Annotated in this window: 14 protein-coding genes; 6 read left to right on the top strand and 8 right to left on the bottom strand. The window is 41.8% G+C overall.

Going from position 1 to position 21775, the window contains the following annotated elements; translation table 11 throughout:
- Positions 1-122 precede the first annotated feature (122 nt).
- The 6 genes from M2408_RS04790 to M2408_RS26300 form a co-directional block, all read right to left on the bottom strand.
- On the bottom strand, positions 123-533 hold the full coding sequence (locus M2408_RS04790) for a hypothetical protein (protein WP_259179742.1): 411 nt from the start codon (positions 531-533) through the stop codon (positions 123-125).
- A 220-nt stretch (positions 534-753) separates the two neighbouring features.
- Entirely contained in the window at positions 754-2361 is a 1608-nt protein-coding gene (locus M2408_RS04795; RefSeq protein WP_259179743.1) for a RagB/SusD family nutrient uptake outer membrane protein, read from the bottom strand.
- 73 nt (positions 2362-2434) lie between these two features.
- Positions 2435-5494: a SusC/RagA family TonB-linked outer membrane protein gene (locus M2408_RS04800; RefSeq protein ID WP_259179745.1), complete on the bottom strand. Its 3060-nt coding sequence runs from the start codon at positions 5492-5494 to the stop codon at positions 2435-2437.
- Between the two features lie 435 nt (positions 5495-5929).
- Positions 5930-6841 (bottom strand): EamA family transporter, encoded by a 912-nt coding sequence (locus tag M2408_RS04805; protein ID WP_259179746.1) that lies wholly within the window; start codon positions 6839-6841, stop codon positions 5930-5932.
- 3 nt (positions 6842-6844) lie between these two features.
- On the bottom strand, positions 6845-7231 hold the full coding sequence (locus tag M2408_RS04810) for a RidA family protein (protein WP_120260345.1): 387 nt from the start codon (positions 7229-7231) through the stop codon (positions 6845-6847).
- A 10-nt stretch (positions 7232-7241) separates the two neighbouring features.
- Positions 7242-7373, bottom strand: a complete 132-nt coding sequence (locus M2408_RS26300) for a DUF6728 family protein (protein WP_310446321.1) — start codon at positions 7371-7373, stop codon at positions 7242-7244.
- Positions 7374-7659: 286 nt separating this feature from the next.
- On the opposite strand from M2408_RS26300, the gene nagA reads away from it, so the two are divergent.
- The 3 genes from nagA (at position 7660) to M2408_RS04825 (ending at position 11323) form a co-directional block, all read left to right on the top strand.
- Positions 7660-8766 carry an N-acetylglucosamine-6-phosphate deacetylase gene (gene nagA, locus M2408_RS04815; RefSeq protein WP_259179747.1) on the top strand — a complete coding sequence of 369 codons (1107 nt, stop codon included), beginning with the start codon at positions 7660-7662 and terminating at the stop codon, positions 8764-8766.
- Positions 8767-8940: 174 nt separating this feature from the next.
- Entirely contained in the window at positions 8941-10563 is a 1623-nt protein-coding gene (locus tag M2408_RS04820) for a glycoside hydrolase family 10 protein (protein ID WP_259179749.1), read from the top strand.
- A 205-nt stretch (positions 10564-10768) separates the two neighbouring features.
- Positions 10769-11323 (top strand): acyl-CoA thioesterase, encoded by a 555-nt coding sequence (locus tag M2408_RS04825; protein WP_259179751.1) that lies wholly within the window; start codon positions 10769-10771, stop codon positions 11321-11323.
- Positions 11324-11356: 33 nt separating this feature from the next.
- Here the strand turns inward: M2408_RS04825 and M2408_RS04830 are convergent, their stop codons facing one another.
- Positions 11357-12652, bottom strand: coding sequence for a RagB/SusD family nutrient uptake outer membrane protein (locus M2408_RS04830; RefSeq protein ID WP_259179753.1), 1296 nt, complete (start codon positions 12650-12652; stop codon positions 11357-11359).
- 98 nt (positions 12653-12750) lie between these two features.
- Positions 12751-15759, bottom strand: coding sequence for a SusC/RagA family TonB-linked outer membrane protein (locus tag M2408_RS04835; protein WP_259179754.1), 3009 nt, complete (start codon positions 15757-15759; stop codon positions 12751-12753).
- A gap of 314 nt (positions 15760-16073) precedes the next feature.
- On the opposite strand from M2408_RS04835, the gene M2408_RS04840 reads away from it, so the two are divergent.
- The 3 genes from M2408_RS04840 to M2408_RS04850 are packed head-to-tail and all read left to right on the top strand — an operon-like array spanning position 16074 to position 21719.
- Entirely contained in the window at positions 16074-19235 is a 3162-nt protein-coding gene (locus tag M2408_RS04840; RefSeq protein ID WP_259179756.1) for a SusC/RagA family TonB-linked outer membrane protein, read from the top strand.
- A 12-nt stretch (positions 19236-19247) separates the two neighbouring features.
- Entirely contained in the window at positions 19248-21020 is a 1773-nt protein-coding gene (locus M2408_RS04845) for a SusD/RagB family nutrient-binding outer membrane lipoprotein (RefSeq protein WP_259179758.1), read from the top strand.
- A 51-nt stretch (positions 21021-21071) separates the two neighbouring features.
- Entirely contained in the window at positions 21072-21719 is a 648-nt protein-coding gene (locus M2408_RS04850) for a peptidoglycan recognition family protein (RefSeq protein ID WP_259179760.1), read from the top strand.
- Positions 21720-21775: the final 56 nt, after the last annotated feature.

Here is a 21775-nt window from a genome sequence, read left to right on the forward strand (position 1 = left end):
TCTACAAATGGCTTTCCATCGTTGCATTGAACTGGTTTTTCCTGTTTGGGTGACCGGTTTGACATGCTATCTTTTTACGCTCAATGAATTTTACTTTGTAAAGTTTTTTGTTTTGAATCAGTTTATTCGTATTTAATCGTTGCCTGTCCTTCTTTGCAGATGACATCTAGCGGTTTTCGATAGGGAATGCAATTGATTCTGGGCGCCATCATAGGCTGGTATATTTCCATCAGCTTATTATAATCATGGATCATGTTTTGTAAGATGGTCTTATCAACGGAACGGTGGTAGGGGATATGACTGGTGCCACATACGGTCTCGATGTCTATTATTTTCCAGTCATCGGCATTGGAACATTCTTTTGGGCTGGCCATCGCTATAATTTTACTGTATTTTTCATTTGAAAGTGTTTCCAATTCCTTTTCGGTTTTTTCTTTATAGGGATTTTCGAGATGGGATTCGGATTTACAAACAACAAATAGCATAGTACATGCGAGTAGGGAGGTAATACCTAGGACGGACAGATTTTTCATAATAGCGTATTTGGTTTTTTGACTGAACGGGCAATTTTGTATAGGTGCTACAGTGAGGACCGAAAATTTCTCATAGCCGTGATTTTTTTTAAAAACTGTAGCTTGTGCCGGACCGTAGGGTGGGACGATGGGCTAGGTGCAAAATAGGATCAGCGCAATATTAAAAAAGCGGCTTAATCTTATGATTAAGCCGCTTTTTTAATATTTCAGGGAATTCTTTTTAGAAATTTCCTTTCGCAACATCCCACCAAAGGCGAGTACCGCCATTGTCAGGGCCACCCAAAAGTGATATTGCGTTTTGTACTTCAGCTTTGTTGGTATTGTATTCGTTCTGTGGGAACGGCAAACGACGTATCTGTATTTTGGTGTCGATCAGTCCACCGCTGTTATTGACAACTACTGGAAATAAACGTGGATATCCGGTACGACGGAATTCGCTCCATGCCTCTTGTCCTTCCGGGAAGATTGCCAACCATTTTTGCGTAATGATACGTTCTAACTTTTCCTCATTCGTGGCGCCATCGTTCCACTTTATGGTTAGTGTACTAGGTGAAACTGCGTTGTTTTCCGCATTGAATGGGTCCTTATAGGCCGCCGCTTTGCTTGTATTGTCATTTAGGTATGCACTCAAACCGGAGCTGACACCCCATTGTGTGAAGGAAGTTTCAACTCCTTTTTCGTAAAGTGACTGTGCTGTCCCGCCTGTATTTCCCCAGCCTCTTAAAGCTGCTTCAGCACGTAAAAAGTAAACTTCTGCAGCTGTCATTAGAATAGGTGCCGTACTGGCGGTGAAGGTTGGTGTGGTACCTTCTGTATTCAGTGCTGAAAGTTTTTGATATTTGTCTTTTTCAATATCCTCTGCACCTGTACGAATACCAATGTATTGGCCTGCCACTGATGTCAGCGTAGGATCGTTTGAAACGGGGGACATATATTTTGAGATCCGGGGATCTTTTAGTCCGACCATATAGGACGAAAGGGTTGCATTGATACGCGTATCGGCCCAGTTTTTAGCAATAAACCAAAGAGGATTGCTATAGGTTCCATCAGTAGGTACGGTAACCTTGAAATTATCGGAATTGCTTTCCAAAACACCACCATTTGCTGGATCCAATGCTTTTTCTGCCTGTGTTTTTGCTAGCTGCGGGTCAACTTTAACCAAGCGCATCGCAAGGCGTAAGCGCAGGGAGTTGGCTATTTTCAACCAATTTTTGAATCTTACCTGATTATCGGTATTTGGAAAAACCAAATCAATCTGGTCGATTTTTGCCGCCATTGGACTATCTGCTTTATAGGCCTTCAATACTGTTACCGCTTCATCAAGTTCTTTAAAGAAGCTGTTGTACACATCGGACTGTTTGTCGTACGGAATTGTATTGGATGTACCTACCTGGCTGTAAGGAATGGGACCATAGATATCCGTAACCCGGCTTGCTGCTTCCACTTTGATGACCAGGGCTGAACCCCATAATGCTGGATATGTTTCTGCAAGACCATTCTTTTTCAGTTTATCGATTGCCTTGATGACATTGAGGTATAATACTTGGAAAGGTTCGCCATTCCAGCCATTTACCATAGCATAATTGAGGTTGTTCTGTCCGCTATTGAACGGTGTTGGCGACATAAAGAAGCCCGAATAAACATCCGCATTCAGATTCTGTTGTACCTGGTATGAGTTTGGATCGCCAGCACCTGAAAAATTATAAATGGACATTTGAGCGTTCCGAAGGAAAATGACAAGATCTTGTCCGTCTCCTTTTAAGTCCTCATCTGTAACGCCAATATTGTTTTTGTTGTAGTCTTCAAAATTTTTGGTGCAGCTAGTCATAGCGCCTCCTAAAATTAATAGAGCAAGAGAGAACTTTGATATATTTTTTATTGTAAATTTCATTGTATTTCTATTAGAACGTTGCGTTTAATGTTAGACCATAGTTACGTGTTGCTGGCATCATAAAGATATCAACACCACTTAGCGCGTTGCCCGTAGACATGGTCATTTCAGGATCGAAAGGTGCCTTTTTCGAGATATAGAATAGGTTTCTTCCGACAGCATTGACACGAAGTTTTTTGAAGAAGCTATCTTTAATGTTAAAATCATAGCCAAAGGTTAGCTCGCGCAATCTCACTACAGTTCCGTCATAAATATATTGACTACTCACAGGCCCCATACCAGCAGTTGAGGTGTACCATTGTTCTGCATCCACTTTTGTGACTGCTTTACCATCTGGTGTTACACCATTGACGATCACACCACCATTCGCACGCGCATCGCCAGTTACTTTCGATACACCATAACCGTCAAGTAAAGATTGTGTCACCGACATGACGTCATAGTTGAACTTGCCATCGATGAGGAAGCTTAAGTTGAAGTTCTTGTAGTTAAAGCTGTTGTTCCAGCCCATTTGCCAAATTGGATTGGAATTCCCAAGTTTTGTATAGACGTTGTTTTTTTGTGGAATTCCGTCTGCGGAAATAATAATGCGGCCTTGGTTATCGCGGACAAAATCCTGTCCGTAGATATCACCAAAAGATCCTCCAACTTCCAATTTGGAAGCAAAGTTGTTTCTACCTTCCCCGGTCAGGTTAAATTCAGGTACAGCATCCGCAAGTTCAATAATCTTGTTTTTGTTGTAGGTGAAGTTTACACTTGTGTTCCAAGTAAAATTATCATTCTTGATGGCATCCAATGAAACCAATGCTTCGACACCCTGGTTTTGGATATTTCCAGCATTGATCGCATATTGTTTGTTCAGTGAAGCGTGACTTGCTGCGACCTTAAAGAACTGATTTGTTGTGTTGGTTTTGTAGTAGGTCACGTCAACATTCAGACGATTATTCCACATACGCCATTCTGTACCGATTTCCAATGACTTCGTCTTTTCCGGTTTTAAAGTTTCCAAAAAGGCGATATCATTAACGGTTAATACCGCATAAGGATTCACTGTATTTGTTAATAAACTTGTATAAGGCGGAAGGTCATTACCCACTACAGCATAAGAGCCGCGAATCTTGGCCATATTGACAAATTCAGGTAGGTTCAACTTGTCATTCAGGACAATCCCCAAACCCGCTGAGGGATAGAAGAAGGATTTTGTGCCAGTAAAAGCAAGTGTACTCGACCAGTCATTACGAGCCGTAAGATCCAAATAGATCCAATTATCATAGGCTAAATTTGCTGAGGCAAATACCGATTGTAATTGTCTGCGGTTGGCAGATAACGTGGATGTGACAGGTGTGGTTGTATTTTGGATAAAGAATTGATTTGGAACCTTCAAGCCGTCTTTTCCTGTCGTGAAATCTGTTCCTTCTGTTTTCCAATCCGTGATACTTGTACCGACCAATCCTGTGAACTGCAGTTTGTCACTAACATTAAAGTTCATGTTAGCAACGACATCACCATACTGTTGTGTAATGGTGGTATTTGTGTAGCTATATGCACCATTTTCGCGGGCAAGAATTTTCTGGGTCCCTGCATACGCTTTTCTATCCCAAACTTCACTCGTACGGTCTACACTACCACGTGCCTGCACGCTGATCCATGGTGCGATTTTGTATTTTGCACTTCCGTTCAACAATAAGCGATTTCTGGTAGATCTAGTCGAATTCCGGTTTGCAATCCACCAGGGATTTTGTTGTGTAGTTTCATCATCCGAAAGTGTAAACCAATTCTGTTCATTGAGACTACGACTTGGATTAAATTTTTCGTAATTTTTATAATCTGCAATATTCAAACTGCGAGGTAAAAGATAAAGGCCGACTAAAGGACTGTAGTAAAAGCCCGAAGTAGGTGAATTATCCAATTTTTGTGTAATGTAGTTTGCACTCGCTTCAACTGTTAATTTATCATCAAAGAATGTTGCACTCTCTTTGAGGTTGAAGTTGTGACGCATCAGATCATTTTCTGGTAGTATTCCTTTTGCAAGGGTATTGGCATAAGAAAAGTAGGTTTGATTTTTCTCATTACCACCAGATAGCGTTAGTGAATTTGTGAAATTACTTCCCGTACGGAAGAATTCGCCAACATTATCGTAGTTAGCGCCATTCGTTTTATCACCCCAACTAAATACACTTGTATTACTGTTTTTGCCTTTAGAACCTTGGCCATATTGGTTCTGAAACTTCGGTGTTGATACAGCTTGTTCGATTTGGGCACTTGATGAAAAGTTAATTGTTGTACGGCCTTGTTTTCCAGATTTGGTTGTAATCAAAATCACACCATTGGCGGCTTGGCTACCATATAATGCTGCAGCTGAAGCTCCTTTTAATACGGAGATGTTTTCTACATCCTCTGGATTGATAAGTGATATCGGGTCTCCGCCATCGCGCTGACCACCGAAAACATTATCTGGTTGGTTGGCTAACGTTTGGTTATTGATCGGTACACCATCGACAACATAAAGTACTTGGTTATTGCCGGAGGCAGATTTGTTACCACGTAAAACGACTTTTGCGGAACCACCTGGGCCTGAGGAACTGGAAGCGATATTGACCCCTGCTACTTTACCATTCAGGTTATTGGCCAAGTTGGTACTTTTTACCTTGTTCAGCTCATCTCCACTGACCTGTTGGGTAGAGTAGGTCAGTGATTTCTGTGCGCGGCTGATACCCAGCGCCGTGACGACAACACTTTCAAGCTGTTGCGTCTGCTCATCTAGGCTTATTGTAACTGTTGTTTCGCCCGGCCCAAGTGTGACGGTTTTATTTTCGTAGCCAATCGTGCTGATATTCAGGACACGATTCTTATCGTCTACATTGATCTGAAATGTTCCCTTACTGTCTGTGGAACTTGCTGTTGACGTTCCCAATACCTTAATGGTAGCGCCCACGAGTGGAGTTTTTGATTTTGCGTCGACAACCGTTCCTTTCACTTGGCTGCTTTGCGCATGTAGTAAAGATGCTGAAAAAAGCATTGTCGGAACAATACTCAACATCCTAAGTGTAGTGTATAATTTGTTATTCATGTAGTATATGTGTTATATTCAGTTTTTTATATACATATTTTCACAACAGAAGTTATTTTCCACGGTAATGGGCTAATTCCATTTAGCATGTTGGTTAGGGAAAATGGTATTGAATAGAGCTGGAGAGCGAAATAAATGATTATTGTATATTATTCAATACCCCAATTGATAGGAGTGGGGGGAAGCGTGATTTCCTTTAATTAATACTAATTTACTACTGTTGATTAAAAATCAAAAATTTTAAGAAACAAAATTGATACAAATGTAGAGTGAATGGTGTTAACTGGTTGATTTTTAGTTTTGTGTTGTTTTGTAATTTTTTGTGCTTTGCCAAAAATGTATCTTTGTGGGAACATGTTAAATAACGAAAGGCTCCCAAATTTTATAGTTGAAGCCTTTCGGTGTTAGATGAAGTATAGTTCTAGGAGGCCTAACTTAATTTTTCCTGATCTGTCGGAAATTGCTACTATTGAAAAGTACTATCGCCATTAATATAATGCCATAAGCTACATACTTGACAAAAGGGACTGGTTCCTGAAAATACGTCGCGGCCAGCGTGAAGGCAATGATTGGATTGATGTATAATAAGACACCTGTTGTTGTTGAGGAAATGCCAATCAATGCATACATGCTCAGGAAAAGTGGGATAATGGTGAAGACAACAGCGATCAGTAAAATAGTACCCCAAAAAATAGGGTCAGTGGGGATGTCGTGGTGATTATAGATCAGCTTTGGGACAACAAATAATGCACATATACTTAATTGGAGAACCAATTGATTGAGTTTGTTGAAGCCTGTGGATATGCGCTGTACGATAAGGTAAAAGGCATAGCAGGTCGCGATGGTTGCGGCCCATAAAACATCATTTAATGAACCTTTGGCCAGTAGACAAACACTGCCAAAGGCAATGAGCAAGGCCAGCTTTTGCAAGGGACGCAGTTCTTCTTTTAAGATAAAGTAAGCTGCTGCTGCGGTGATCAAGGGGCAGGTGAGATAGGCCAATGCCGCGGATTGGATGCTGATGTGATTGACGGCATAGATATAGGTAAACCAATTCCCGAAGATCAATAGCGACGCGAGAATAGTGAGACCGGTCTGTTGAATTTTGCGGTTCTGGGGGAGGTCTTTGAATTTTTGAATATCTGTACGCAGTGTCTTTCTTTGAAATAATAGGAGATAGAGCCAGAGCACCGCTAGGGCTGTTACGATCCTAAAATATAGAATGTCCTCGGCAGGATATTCCCGTATCCACCGAACGGGAATGGACATGAATCCCCAAATAAAGGGAGCCAAAAAAGCCGCGAAAAGATATTTTCCGCGGCTTACAGTTTCGTTAATATTTTCCACGGACTAATCTTTCCAGGCAATGACCGAAATTTCGACATTGACATTCTTTGGTAATGTCTTCACTGCGACACACTCACGTGCTGGCTGTGCGTCCTTGAAATATTCCGCATAAACATCGTTTACAAGGCCAAAGTTGCCCATGTCACTTAAAAAAATTGAGGCCTTGACAACATCCTGAAATGTATATCCTGCATTTGTTAAGATGGCTTCCACATTTTTCAAAACCTGGTGTGCTTCATCTTTTACGCCTGAAGATATCAGTTCCATGGTCTCTGGAACAAGTGGTATCTGTCCGGAGACATAGAGGGTATTTCCCGCTTTGATTGCTTGATTATAGGGGCCGATCGCTGCTGGAGCTTTGTCTGTATTTAAGATCTCTTTTTTTGACATGGTCGCTTGTTTAGGATGAAAAAAATATTTTATAGATCAACCCCAATAAAAAGACAATAATAGCCGTTGCATTAATGATATGCATGGCTTTGATACTGCCATTGGTGGGTCGGTCAGCGTTGCGCTTTCTGAAAAAGTACATGGAACTAAGTTACGACAGTAAATTAAAAAGTTAAAATTAAAAAGTAAAAACTTTGGGATAGCCTGAAGACAAATCCTAACTTTAGTCATGGAAGCATGTTGTGCAAAATTTGCTGTAATGTGTACGTGGAAAGGAAAGATAGAAAGGGATATACAGATGTTACAGCGATAATTGTTATTGCGAATTTCATGTCGGAAGCTTTTCGGGAGGATTGTAAGTCAATGTATTCAGCGTGAAATGTATCCCATTTGAAGCGTCGGAAAGGAAAAATATAAAAATTATTTTGATGAAGAAAACAGCATTAATAGGCGGTAGGATCTATACCGGCAATGAAATTTTAGAGAAGAAGGCATTGCTTTTGGATGGTGGTGTAATAGTCGGGACGGTCGATGATAAGGATATCCCAGCAGGATATCAGTCTCTTGACGTCAAAGGTGCCAATATCTGTGCTGGATTGGTTGACCTGCAGTTATATGGCGATGGTTCGGATCTTTATTCTGCTGAACTCAGCCTGGCGTCATTGGAACGGATCTCCAATGGATTGATTGATAAGGGGACGACTTCTTATATGATGACTTTGGCGACGAATACTATTCCAGTATTTAAAGAGGCCATTCGTATCGCTGAGGACTATCATCATGATGCATTTTTGGGACTGCACCTGGAAGGTCCATTTTTGAATGCAAAAAAAAGGGGTGCTCATCCTGAAGAACTGATTATAACACCGACGAAAGAACGGATAGAAGATCTGCTTGGGGGAACTCAAGTTGTCAAGATGATGACAATTGCTCCTGAATGTATTTCGGATGAGGTGCTGAAGTATTTGCAAACGTATCAGTTGTTGCTGAGTGCAGGGCATAGTAATGCTACTTTTGCCGAAGGGACCCATGGCTATGATGCGGGAATTCCGACAAGCACACATCTGTTCAACGCTATGTCACCATTGCATCATCGCGAGGTGGGTTTGGTCGGAGCTATTTTTAATCATCACAAAGCCTGTGCGAGTATTATTGTCGATGGACATCACGTCAGCTTCGAAGCTGTGAAAATTGCTAAAAAACAAATGGGCGACCGTCTATTTATGATTACTGACGCTGTTGCAGCATGCAATAAGGGGATCTATCAGCATGTGTTGAATGATGGCTATTACGCCTTGCCGGATGGTACGATTTCGGGGGCAGCAATTTCCCTATTTGAAGGCATCCGAAACTGTGTACAGCAAGTAGGGATTCCATTGGACGAAGCGATCCGGATGTCGACAACCTATCCGGCGAATCTGCTGCAAAGAAGCGATATCGGAAACCTAAATGCAGGAAGTATGGCCAATGTCATCGTGTTTACGGATGATTTCAAGTTGGAGTATGTTATCTTTAAAGGGGAACTGCGCTATTGATGAACCTGTTTGGGAAGGTTATTTTGTAATCTGAAATTGACTTAAATAATGTGTATTTTCATCTGATAGAAATATATTGTAAGAAGGATGAAAGAATGCTAAATTTCTTTTCTATTGAAATTTAGCTTAGTTTTGGGGGTTATTTTGAAAAAAAACACTAGACTTTATCGCTTAATGAAACGTTCCTTATTATTTTTAGCTACGGCAGTCTTTCTTTTGTCTTCTTGTTCATCCAAGAAAAATAAAAAGGAAGAACCTGTTAATACGAAGACCAATGTTGAAATTGTAAAAAAAGATCCGCCTTCGGTTCCAAAAAGAGAGCGGATGAAAAATACAATCGAGACTAAAGAACAGCCTGCTGTTGAAAAGAAGAAGGATATCGTTGTTGAACTTCCGGCTGTGCCACGCGAGTTTCGTGCTGCTTGGGTTGCTTCCGTTGCGAATATCAACTGGCCGAGCAAAAATTACCTCAGTACCGCTGAGCAACAACAGGAAGCGATCGGTATTTTGGATTTTTTAAAGAACAACAATTTTAATGCGGTTGTCTTTCAGGTACGCCCTTCGGCAGATGCTTTTTATAAAAGTGATCTTGAACCTTGGTCTTATTTTTTGACAGGAACCGAAGGTCAGGCGCCATCACCCTATTATGATCCACTTGAATTTTGGGTTGAACAGGCACACAAGCGGGGCATCGAACTTCATGTTTGGTTAAACCCTTATCGTGCGCACCATACCGCCGGCGGTGCGGTGACTTCGGCTTCAATGGCACGCAAGATGCCTGAATCTGTTGTGAAATTGAAACAGGGGTACTACTGGTTTGACCCATCGAAACAGTCGACACAGGATCATGCTGCCCGTGTGGTGATGGATATTGTTAAGCGCTATGATATTGATGGGGTGCATTTTGATGACTATTTCTATCCTTATGCTGAATACAATGGTGGCCAGGACTTTCCGGATTCGGATAGCTATAATGAGTTTAAACGTAATGGTGGCACCCTGTCGCGTGGTGATTTTAGAAGAAACAGCGTGAATACCTTTATCGAACGTATCTACAAGGATATTAAAAAGGAAAAGAACTTTGTGAAATTTGGGATCAGTCCTTTTGGGATCTGGAAACCGGGTTATCCTGCGGGAATACAAGGATCAAGTCAATACGATATGTTGTATGCTGATGCTAAACTATGGTTGAACAAAGGCTGGATCGATTATTTTGCACCACAGCTTTATTGGCCTATCCAACCGGCAAAGCAAAGTTATACGGCTTTGTTGAAATGGTGGGAAAGTGAAAATACAATGGGTCGTCACCTTTGGCCAGGGATCAATACTGTTGGGAGACGTGGTCCGGAATATGTACAGGAGATTGTCAATCAGGTTGCTGCGGCAAGGGATCTTTTACCGAATAATCGTGAAGGTGTTATTCACTGGAGTTTAGCTGGTCTAACAAAAAATCCGGCAATGACGCAGGCGCTTGTGGATGGACCTTATCAAACTAAAGCCTTGGTACCAACAACACCATGGCTTAATGCGAATCCGTTGTTGAAACCGAGCTTATTGTTGACGCCACAGGGAAATAGTATTTTCTTAAAATGGCAACACCAGCAAGTTGACCAGGTGGCAAAATGGGTGTTATACCTGAACTATGGTGGTCAATGGACGTATGAGATCTTGGAACCAGGCGTAACAACGAAAGATGTGCCGACGACATTGAATAATAAAAAACTGCAATATGTTGCGGTTAAAGCGATCGACCGTTTGAGCAATGAAAGTCCTTATATTGCTGAAAAAGTAAAATAGCGGTATTTTTATATGATTTCAAAGAGGGCTATCTGAATCTGTTCAGATAGCCCTCTTTTCTTTTGTGCATAGTTAAACCCTCATCTTCGGATATCATTTCGGTTGATCGGGGATGATTTGTCTTTTTTGATCAGAAATAGTGGGATTTGCTGAAACACAGTGATTTTGTTTTGAATTTCAATCTGTCTAGGGTAAATTTAGGGATATGGAAGAGATATATAAAACCGTTAGTGATTCGGTGATCCGAATTTCACAGTTGATGTTACCATCCAATGCCAATTTTGGCGGAAAGATCCATGGAGGCTATATTTTGTCCTTGATGGACCAAATAGCCTTTGCAGTGGCCTCTAAGTTTTCGGCACATTATTGTGTGACGGCTTCTGTTGGTAAGGTTGATTTTTTGAAGCCGATTGAGGTGGGGGAACTGGTGACCTTGATCGCGTCGGTTAATTACGTAGGCAATTCGTCTATGGAGGTGGGGATTCGGGTGGAGGCGATGAACATCCAAACGGGTGAAACAAAACATTGCAACTCCTCTTATTTTACCATGGTCGCTAAAGATGAAACGGGTAAACCTGCGCGGGTGCCTCGGTTGATTTTAGAGAATGAGAAGGACGTGTTTCGATTTTATCGCTGTGTAGTAAAGATGGAGGTTGAGAAAGAACGTGATCGTGCGATTCATGATCTGGAGCGGGACTCCCTAGAGCAACAGGCTTATATCAGGGCGCATTATGATGTCAAGATTGCATTAAAAAAATAGCGAGCTATCTTGTTGTGATAGCCCGCTATTTTTTTAGATTTCTGGATCTGCAGGTGTATTCGGATTACCGATTCTTTCCTGATCTGGGTAAGGATAGAAATTCCGGTTGCGTTCCGTTGTATTTTGTGGTGGGGCAGGACGACCAAACCGTCTGCTATCTTCCAGTCGTAAGCCTGACATAAATAATTCTGCACAGCGTTGTTTATAGACTTCGAGCAGTAGATCATTTTTGTTGATGGCTCCAGCATATGCAGGCAGCCCGGCATTGACATTGAATAGGTCGCTAGCCGTTTGGGTACGAACTTCATTGATCAGATCGCGTGCTTCGGTCAATGAACCGTTGTTGCGTAATAAGGCTTCGGCTTTGATCAGTTTCATTTCGTCGGGTAAGTAAACGGGAACTTCTCCATTCTGTGTCTCCGAAAAACCTTTAAGTTGGAGTGTTGTGCCATTAAGTTTGGTGTAGAAGTCAAGACGTTTATCGCCAGTTTCAAATAGACCGGTCGGAAGGCCTAAGTTTTCCCTAACGACGTAATATTTCAAAATATTGGTCTGATTCCAAAGGGGATTGACACTTATTGCTGTATAGGTGAACGTACTTTTCTTCGTTAAATCAACAAGGTTAGCCTCGTTGTATGCCTGTTGGTAATTTCCGGCCATGAGATTGAAGCGAGCATTGAAAGCGTGTAGGCAATTTAGCAAGTTAATGGTTGAGCCGGTTACCGTCGATGTGAATTCTGATGATATGGGGGTTTGTTGCACCAGGGCAATTGCCGTGTTCAAGGATTTGATTGCCTCTGTAAGAACAGCTTGTCTATCAACGAAAGTTACTTTGCCATCCTTTTGAGTCTGTGTATTCGCTTTCTCAAAACTTGTTGCCAGTGCGCCAAGCGCTATTGCTCTGTATAAATGAGCATTTGCCAATGTGCCAGATAGTGTTCCACCAGTTAAGGTGCTTATAGATAAAGCATTGTTCAGCACACTTTCACTCATACCAAGGAGTTTTTGCATACTGGACCATAATGTCAGAATATTTCCGTTTGCTGTGGGTAATTCGGTGCCTCCTGCTTCGAGTTCTAACGTGTTGGTAAATGTGGCAACGCCTTTGAGTTCACGCGCTGTGACTGCGGGGTAAAAATAAGTTGCGGCTATCCCATTAGTCGAATAGTACATCTGTAAACCCGCGCTAATGGCAATAATCCCTTCCCGAGTTGTTGGAACAGCACTTCCACTTGGTTGATTTATGTTTGGGACATCCATTTTACAGCTATTAAGGCTCATGGCCAGTGCCGCAAATAGGAATAATTTATAGTTGAAAATCTTTTTCATTGAAATATTTTTTAAGGATGATATAATACCTGCGAATGGTTTTATTCATTCAACGATCCGAGGGTCTCTAAACATCATGGTTATCCTATATTGTTAAGTTAAAATGTCAGATTAACTCCTGCAATAACCTGTCTTGGCAGTGGAACTTCAACGAAATCGAATCCACGGACAGCATTGCTCTGGCCTGCAGCATTAACTTCAGGATCCCAGCCACTATAATTGTCGAAAGAGAATAAATTCCGGCCAGCTAGAGAAAAACGGATATTTTTAATCTTTGAGTTTGGACGCGCCCAATTGTAAGATGCTGACACTTCTCTTACTTTGACGAAGGATCCTTTTTCAATCCAGTTTTCCATAATGGAGAATAATGCTGCGGAGGTGCCTTTGGGGACTTCGCCACGTAGCTCTGGTTCATAGCCTGCAAGACCACCATATAAGTCACGGTCACCAACACGTCTGGTGAAATTAAAGACATCCTGACCTACTACCGCATCCAGTTGGGCCCGGAAAGTCCATTTTGATCCGACATTGATTTCGTTGATCAAGGATCCAGTCCAGTCTGGATTAGGGTCGCCAATGACTTTTTTAAGTGTGGCGCCTGTAGGGACGCCATTGTTGTCTTTTCCGACTTTGGCTGTTGTCGGAAGGCCAGCCGCATTGTGATAAATGGATCCATCCTCATTGCGAGCAAAGTAAGTCGCGTAGAAGGCTCCCAGAGGGTATCCGTTGACCGCAGCCACTTGCCCGAATCCGGCAGTGTACATTAATATTCCTCCTGGGACATTATTGACAACGTTTTTATTGCGGGAATATACAGCCGTAATATTCCATTTGAAGTTTTCTTTTAATACAGGAACCCCACGTAATAGAAATTCCATTCCCCGATTGGTCATTGTCCCAATATTTGCATACTGTACGCTATAACCAGTAGAAGGGGTAAGATTAATGTCCAAAAGTAGATCTTTTACATTTTTTCGATAATAGGAGAATTCTAGCCCTAAACGGTCTTTGAACATACTCAGATCTGTACCTATTTCAAATTCTTCTTGACGCTCAGGTTTTATACCCTCGTTACCCATGCGATCGGTGGGAATAATTCCATTAATACCACCTGTGTTAAATGGGGAATAGTTGGTGTATCTGTCGAAAGGGCTAAGAGCTGTTAAATTGCCAGATTGTCCATAAGAAGCCCGGATCTTAAAACTTGAGAGAACATTGTTGATGGCCGAATTCTGCCAGAATTGTTCATTGGACAAGACATAGCTTCCACTTACCTTTGGATAGAATTGACTACGATTCTCGCTTCCGAAAACGGAAGACATGTCATAGCGGATAGCACCAGTCAAATAAAGTTTTTCCTTAATCCCAAAAGTCTGTTGGAAGAATGCGCCGAAAATATTCATATCGGAGCGGAGTTCCTTAGGTACGACAACCCCGTTATCTATCGTTTCGCCACCATATCCCATTTGCGTGGCTTTCAAGTTGGTCGACATGTTTTTTTCGGTTTGGAAGGTCAGGCCTGCACCAGAAGTAGATTCCAGCCAGTCTCCAATCTTTGTCTGATAGGAGGCGTTGAAATCGTTATTAAGCATAAAGGTGCTGATATCTGCGCGTTGAGCGTAGCCTTTTTCATAGGAGGGGGTCGTGTTGCCCGGCGGAATATAGGCTGTGCCAAGGGAATTGGCGTTGTCAAATCCTAGGATGTAATTCAGTGTTAAACCCTCGAGCGGTTTGGCCTGTAAGGACAGATTTCCGATAAAGCGGCTTGTGCGCTGAGCGAATTTAAAATTATTGATTGCCTCGAGTGGATTTGTCCGTTTAACAACATTGACTGGTGTTGTGGAAGGGTATTTCCCGTTTTGGTCTTTTTCGGGATTAATAAAATTATTGCTAAAAATAAACCCTGTTAATGCACCATAAGCTTCATTCATGCCACCATTGGGCATTTCATTGGAATGGCTATACACGTAATTCATTCCGGCACCGAGTTTCAACCAAGAATTGAGATCTTGATCCAGACGAGCGCGGAGTCCACCACGGGTAAAATCGGTATTCTTGATAATACCCTGGTTGTTTAGGTAGTTGCCGCTGATGTAATATTTCGTGCCTGCTGTACCTCCAGACATAGAAATGTTGTTGTCTGTGCCAACGCCGGTCTGGAAGATTTTGTCTTGGTAATCGTATCTTGTGACATCGGTTTGTGTCAGATCGGTGGCCGTTGTATTGACAAATGTTTTGTTATAGGTGTTGTATGGCAGTTTTTTTCGTAAAGAAGAAGTTTTCAAGCTAGTACTAAAAGTAAAAGTCGGTTTTCCTTCTTTTCCTTTTTTTGTCGTAATCTGCACGACACCATTGCTTGCCCTCGATCCATAGATTGCTGCTGCTGCCGCACCTTTGATTATCTCGATGTTTTCTATATCTGCAGGGTTAATGTCAACCAATCTATTCTGGCTATAACCACCTAAATCTAGTAATTCTGCAGAGGAATTATTAACAATGACGCCATCTACGATGTACAGTGGGCTGCCGCCGCCAACGATGGAACTTGGCCCGCGTAACTGTACACTAATACCGCCTGCAGGGTTTCCGGAGTTTTGAGAGATTTGCGCTCCGGCGACTTTTCCGGTTAAGGCCTGGTCAATGGAGGTCGCATTGCTATTGGCGATATCTTTGGCATTGACGGTAGATACCGCATTGCCTAGGACTTTACGGCTTGTTCCAACAGCGTTACCGATAACAATTACCTCATTCATCCGTACTAAATCTTCCTGAAGACTAGGGGCAAGGGTAAGGGTTGTCTGGTTTCCCAGTTCGATACTTGTGGTGGTCGGAGTGTAGCCTACATTGGATAACACGAGGTCATACTTTCCGGGATTGATGGATGTGGTTAATGTGAACTCTCCATTGGCATTGGTGCTGACGGATTGGTTAGTCCCTTTGAGTTTAATGGTAGTTCCGGGAACGGATTGTCCGGTGCGGGAATCGGTGACTTTGCCTTTGATCGTATAATTTTTTTGCTGCGCAAATGCCATGGAGCTTGTTCCGAGCATCATTAAAAGCGCATAATAACGATAAGGCACTTTGCTGTTTAGTAAGTGTTTTATCATAAAGTCAGATTTTAAATACAATAGCTTATCTATTGTGGTTTTATTTCATATAAATATAGAGTTTTAAATAGGTTATTAGGGTTGTTTTGTATTTTTTTTGCTACATTTTGCGGTTTTGTGTGTTTTTGGTGCTTCTTAATTGGTTTTATGTGTGTCGATGTGTGCGATAGTTCGTTTATTTTTATTTCTTTTTCAAATACTTATGCATAAACTTGCATAACTAAACTGCTTTTTATAGTATTGTATTATAATTGGTGTAAACCTCGGGCTGGAACCTCCCGTTATGATCAGTTATTAACAACTAACTAAATACCATGAATAAAAAATTGCTCTTATTCTGTTCAGGAGTGATGCTATCTACCAGTTTATGGGCTCAAACCAAAACGGTAACAGGTAAGGTAACAAATGCCTCAGATGGTGGGTCTATGGCAAATGTTACAGTAAGCATCAAAGGTAAACCTATCAATACGCAAACCAATCCAGATGGAAGTTTCACAATCAAAGCCGAGCCCGGTGATATTTTGATTTTTAGGGCCGTGGGTTCGAAAGAACGGCAGCAGCTTGTGGGGTCAGATGCTACTATTAACATCGCTCTTGCGGGAAGCGAAGAAGCCTTAGAAGAGGTTGTTGTCACGGCAATGGGAATTAAAAAAGAGAAGAGAGCCTTAGGTTATGCTGTTCAGGATATCAAGTCGGATGAATTGATGAAGAATAAGACGGCCAACGTTGTGAATTCTTTAGCAGGGAAGATTGCTGGGGTTAATGTCACACAAGCTTCTGGTTCAGCTGGTGCGGGGGCGCAAATTATTTTAAGGGGCGGTACTTCATTGGAGCGAGATAATCAACCTTTATTTGTTGTCGATGGTGTAATTTATGATAACTCTACAGTAATCGGCGGGAATAGTGCTTTCGATGGAGCTCAGGCTACATCTACTTCTAATAGTAATCGTGTTATGGATATTAATCCCGAAGATATCGATAACGTGTCTGTATTAAAGGGACCCGCTGCAGCGGCACTATATGGATCGAGAGCAGCTGCGGGAGCTATTATCATTACCACAAAAAAAGGACAAGAAGGCCGGACTGAAATCGGTTTTTCAAGTAGATTTTCAAATAATTGGGTTAATCGGTTGCCAGAGCAACAAGGGAAATATAAACGTGGCTATTACAATAGTGCAGGCGTATTGGATGATTATACAACTCAATCTTGGGGTGAAAAATTTGGAAATAATGATATCGTGTATAACAACGTGAAAGATTTTTTTCAGCATTCAACGGTATTTGATAATACGGTTAATTTATCGGGGGGAAGTAAAAATGGATCCTTCTATTTGTCTGGTTCTCGCTTTGACCAAAAAGGGATAGTGCCAAATACGAGCTTTGATAAAACCACATTCCGTTTTAATGGCGATCAGAAATTTGGCAAGTTGACTGTGGGAGCAAATGTCGGATATTCACTTGCTAATACAGACAAAACATTAACCTCCGCAGGTCTATGGGGCTCTGGTGGAACCGGTGCAATGGAATCGCTGTACAGTTGGTCCCGTAGTGATAATATGAAGAAATACCTCAATGATGACGGGTCGAAGTATCGGATGTTTGAAGGCCGCCAGCCACTGGAATCTGATATCGAAAATCCATACTGGACAATCAATAAAAATATTTTGGGCGATAACACCGAGCGTATCACGGGTAGCATCAATGCTACGATGCCTATTTTTGATTGGTGGAACCTTACCTATCGTGTCGGGATGGATAGCTATCTGACCAAAAACTCGACCATTATCGGTGAAGGTGGTGCGATTAAGAAACCTTGGCAAAAAGGGATGATGTCGGAAAGTGATTTCAAATACAATTATTGGTCTTCCAATATCATGTCCAATTTCAATAAAAAGGTAGGGGATTTTGATCTAGGGGCTTTAGTAGGATTTTTCTCGGAGCAGACCAAAACGACAACAAACCGCCGAATGGGCTATCATTTTGAGGTAGACAATTTTTACAGTTTCGAAAATATTGCTGCGGCGAATAAACAGTTTGCGGTGAACAATACAAAAAAACGCCTGTTTGGTCTGTATGGTGAGTTAAGGGCTTCCTATAAAAATATGTTGTTTTTGAATGTCACTGGAAGAAATGACTGGACTTCAACACTGCCAGTGGATAATAGATCTTATTTTTATCCATCCATCGGGGGTAGCTTCGTGTTTACCGAACTCATGAAAGACAGTCGTCCAGATTGGTTGGATTTTGGGAAGCTGAGAGCTTCCTGGGCTCGCGTGGGTAAAGATGCAAATCCGTATGTGACTAATACCTATCTCTGGAAGCCTGTTGAATATTTAGGCGGAATTGTCGGTGCGGGAAATAACTGGCAGAAAGGTAATCCGTTTTTGAAACCCGAAACAACAGGTTCGTTTGAAGTCGGTGCTGAATTGCGTTTCTTTAAAGGGCGATTGGGTGTAGATTATGCCTACTATACCAATAATTCCTATAACCAGATTCTGTCTCCACGTTTGGGACAGTCTACAGGTTATATTTTTATCTCTGTCAACGGTGGAGATATCTACAATAAAGGAATGGAGTTGTCCTTAACTGGTAAGCCGATTTTGAAAAATGACTTTGTTTGGGAATCTACGTTAAATATGTCCAGGAATAAAGGGACGGTAGACAACTTGCTTGCTGGTGTCAACATTTTGTATGTCACAGACGTACAGGTAGGGAACGCGAAAGCTGCATCCTTTAACGGAGGGAATTTTATGGGGATTTCAGGTTCGCAATGGACGCGCACAACGGATGGAAAAGTTGTTCTGGATGCCAATACCGGTATGCCGACTAGTGACAACCAGACGACGTATAATATTGGAAATCGTGAACCTAAGTTGACGGGCGGATTCAATAATAGCTTGACCTACAAAAATTTTAATCTGTCTTTCTTGTTTGATTTCCGTATAGGTGGCGATATCTATAACGGTACAGATTATGCGATGACAATCAATGGGATGAGCAAGCGGACCGAGGATCGCGATCAGTTGGTGTTAAACGGTGCGATCCGTAACGGTGGAACAAATGATGCGCCGGTGTATGAAGATAAAACATTTACATTTTTAGCGGATCAAATGTATGATATTAAAGGTGTGTCAACAAGTGGACGGAAGATTATTCAAGATTATTGGAGTGATTTTTATGCCCGCGAAAGTGCGAACTTTATGGTGAAGACTAACTGGTTACGCTTGCGGAATATCTCGATGTCCTATAACTTTTCGGATGGTGTACTGAAGAATGCTGGTGTTTCCAAAGTGGTTAAAGGTCTTACAGCGACCTTGACTGGCACTAACCTCTGGTTGCTGACTAATTATAAAGGTCTCGACCCGGAAGCCTCTGCTGCGGGGTCTGGCGTAACAGGATCCAGTTCGGTCGGTATTGATTACAACGGCGTGCCGAGTACTGCTGGTGTTATGTTTGGTTTAAATTTTAGATTTTAAGATAGAAAAGTCATGAATAAATATAAGAGAATAATCTCATTTCTGTTGGTTCTAACTTTATTTTCGTCCTGTAGTAAAAATTGGTTGGATATCAATGTGGATCCCAATACCCCGTCGAGTACTGTTGCTTCGGTGCAAAGTCGCCTGGCCTGGATACAACATTATTATATGTATGCGCAAGGGACAGCGGGAACACGTGCTGGTTTTGTGACACAGCAATTGACATTTGTCAATGGTACGGCATCAAATAGTATGATTGCTGGCTGGAATCCTGCGGCAGGTATGTCTACCACGCCCTATCAGTTTTTCTTTGTTGGAGCAGGGGCTAATTTTAAGGATATGGAAGATAAAGCTACGGCCGATAAGGCCTACCATTATCTTGGTGCATTGCACGCTATCCGTGCGATGGGTTTTATGCTGATGACAGATTGGTACGGTGAAATGCCATATACGGAGGCCTTGGGTACCATTATAACGCCAAAGTTTGATGGTGGAAAAGTAATCTTCGAAGGTTGTCTTGCTGACATTGATAAAGCCATTGAATTTTTTAATATGACTCAGCCGGGTACTGCGGCGCCTTTGTCAGCTGGTGATAGCTGGAATGGTGGTGATGTCGGTAAATGGTTAAAAATGTGTTATGGGCTTAAAGCAAGGTGGTTAAATAATTTATCGAAAAAGAGTGCTTTATACAAGCCAGATGATGTATTGGCAGCGTTAGGTAAGGCTGCTACTTCGGTTGGAGAAAGCACAGTAATTGCCCATATGGATGATGCGACTGATAATATCGGGGATATCTTATTTGCAGATCCTGTAAAAACGTCTATCGTTTTTAATAATGCGGGTATGAATACCAATACCTTGGTTACTAGGTGGTATGAAAATTTATTGACCAATTTTGACAATAAAGGTGTAGAGGATCCGCGGGCGGACAAATTATTGCCTTGGGCAGAGTACGGCTATCCAAAAAAGATGATCCGGTCTAAGGGGGTGGATATGCAGTCCACTATACGTATGAATTCGGGGCCTATTGCATCCTCTTATAACGATAAGGATGTGGCTATTCAGAGTAATGGCCGTACGGTAGCCCCACATTCCTGGTATATTAACAGCGCTAATACGGCGCGTTGGGGAGATACCGTGTACGTTTCCATAAAGAGTAGCTCCAAAGGGTATGACAGTGATGTGTCGGATATCTATAAGTGGAAAGACGGTACCGTCGCTGCTTCGGGGACATTTTATTCGCGTCCAGATGCACCTACCCATCTGGTTGCCTACCCTGAGATGTGCTTTATTAAAGCTGAGGTCTTATTTAATAAGGGAGATAAAGCTGGTGCCTTTGATGCCTATAAAGCTGGGATTAAAGCACATATTGACTTAATGAATATAAAGCTGAATTCCTATGCAGATGCCAGTCCGAGCAAGTCGCCGATGACACAGGTTAAGATCGATAATTTCCTGAACAATGGTATAGGTACAGCTGGAAATATTACGCTGGCTAAAATTATGACGCAAAAATTTATTACGCTTTCTTTCTCGCAGCAAAACTGGAATGATATGCGTCGCTACGATTTTAGCAATTCGGTATATCCAGGATGGGCTGTTCCGTACGAGTACACGGTCACAGCAGCAGCACAGACGAAAATACCATCAGGAAAGCAGTTTAGGAGAGTGCGCCAGGTTTCGCATGAGATCAACTATAATTCCGATAATTTAAAAGCATCTCATCCAAATGCGTTGAATGACGATATATGGTCATTTCCGGTTTGGTGGGATACTAAAGAATAGTTTAAATTTGAAAGCCGCAATTGCGGCTTTCTTTATCTAATACTTTTTTCGATGAAATACTTTATTAAATTTTTCTTCGCAGCATTTCCATTTTTTCTTTTTGCCCAATCACCCAAGATTGTTCAAAAGCCAATCACCTGGAATCAAGAGCGTATACAGCTGTCTCTGGATTATCTGAAAAATAGACATGGGCTAAGTCAAGCTGCAGCGACAATACAGCCTAAAATGGTTGTCGTGCATTGGACAGCTAACAATAGTGTAAAAGCAACATTCAACACCTTCAATCCTGTGAAATTGCCCGGCAGACCTGAGCTGACCAAGGCGAGTCCTTTGAATGTATCTTCTCAATTTGTAATCGACCGTGACGGAACAATCTATCAATTTCTGCCCGATACTATCTTTGCTCGGCATACCATTGGTCTCAATTATTGTGCAATCGGTATCGAAAATATAGGCAGTCGCCAGAATCCTTTGACGGATGCGCAGTTGAAAGCAAATGAAGAACTGATCCGCTATCTTAGTAAAAAATATGCTATTGAATACGTGATCGGGCACCATGAATATCAACGCTTTAAAAAAACTTCCTGGTGGAAGGAAACTGATCCAAAATACATCACTGGGAAAGATGATCCAGGAGATAAATTTATGTATTCTTTGAGAGGGCGTTTGGTTGATTTGCAATTAAATAAAATGCCGTAGGTTATTTTTTTTACGTTATTAAGCCGAATAAATCCTGTTTATTCGGCTTTTTTCGT

This window comes from Sphingobacterium sp. BIGb0165 (assembly GCF_024810095.1).
Classification (GTDB): domain Bacteria; phylum Bacteroidota; class Bacteroidia; order Sphingobacteriales; family Sphingobacteriaceae; genus Sphingobacterium; species Sphingobacterium detergens.

Bases quoted from the DNA above. Each gene is read 5' to 3' on its own strand.
- M2408_RS04790 (WP_259179742.1), bottom strand. From the start codon at position 533: ATGAAAAATCTGTCCGTCCTAGGTATTACCTCCCTACTCGCATGTACT.
- M2408_RS04795 (WP_259179743.1), bottom strand. From the start codon at position 2,361: ATGACTAGCTGCACCAAAAATTTTGAAGACTACAACAAAAACAATATT.
- M2408_RS04800 (WP_259179745.1), bottom strand. From the start codon at position 5,494: ATGAATAACAAATTATACACTACACTTAGGATGTTGAGTATTGTTCCG.
- M2408_RS04810 (WP_120260345.1), bottom strand. From the start codon at position 7,231: ATGTCAAAAAAAGAGATCTTAAATACAGACAAAGCTCCAGCAGCGATC.
- M2408_RS26300 (WP_310446321.1), bottom strand. From the start codon at position 7,373: ATGTACTTTTTCAGAAAGCGCAACGCTGACCGACCCACCAATGGCAGT.
- nagA (WP_259179747.1), top strand. From the start codon at position 7,660: ATGAAGAAAACAGCATTAATAGGCGGTAGGATCTATACCGGCAATGAA.
- M2408_RS04820 (WP_259179749.1), top strand. From the start codon at position 8,941: ATGAAACGTTCCTTATTATTTTTAGCTACGGCAGTCTTTCTTTTGTCT.
- M2408_RS04825 (WP_259179751.1), top strand. From the start codon at position 10,769: ATGGAAGAGATATATAAAACCGTTAGTGATTCGGTGATCCGAATTTCA.
- M2408_RS04830 (WP_259179753.1), bottom strand. From the start codon at position 12,652: ATGAAAAAGATTTTCAACTATAAATTATTCCTATTTGCGGCACTGGCC.
- M2408_RS04835 (WP_259179754.1), bottom strand. From the start codon at position 15,759: ATGATAAAACACTTACTAAACAGCAAAGTGCCTTATCGTTATTATGCG.
- M2408_RS04840 (WP_259179756.1), top strand. From the start codon at position 16,074: ATGAATAAAAAATTGCTCTTATTCTGTTCAGGAGTGATGCTATCTACC.
- M2408_RS04845 (WP_259179758.1), top strand. From the start codon at position 19,248: ATGAATAAATATAAGAGAATAATCTCATTTCTGTTGGTTCTAACTTTA.
- M2408_RS04850 (WP_259179760.1), top strand. From the start codon at position 21,072: ATGAAATACTTTATTAAATTTTTCTTCGCAGCATTTCCATTTTTTCTT.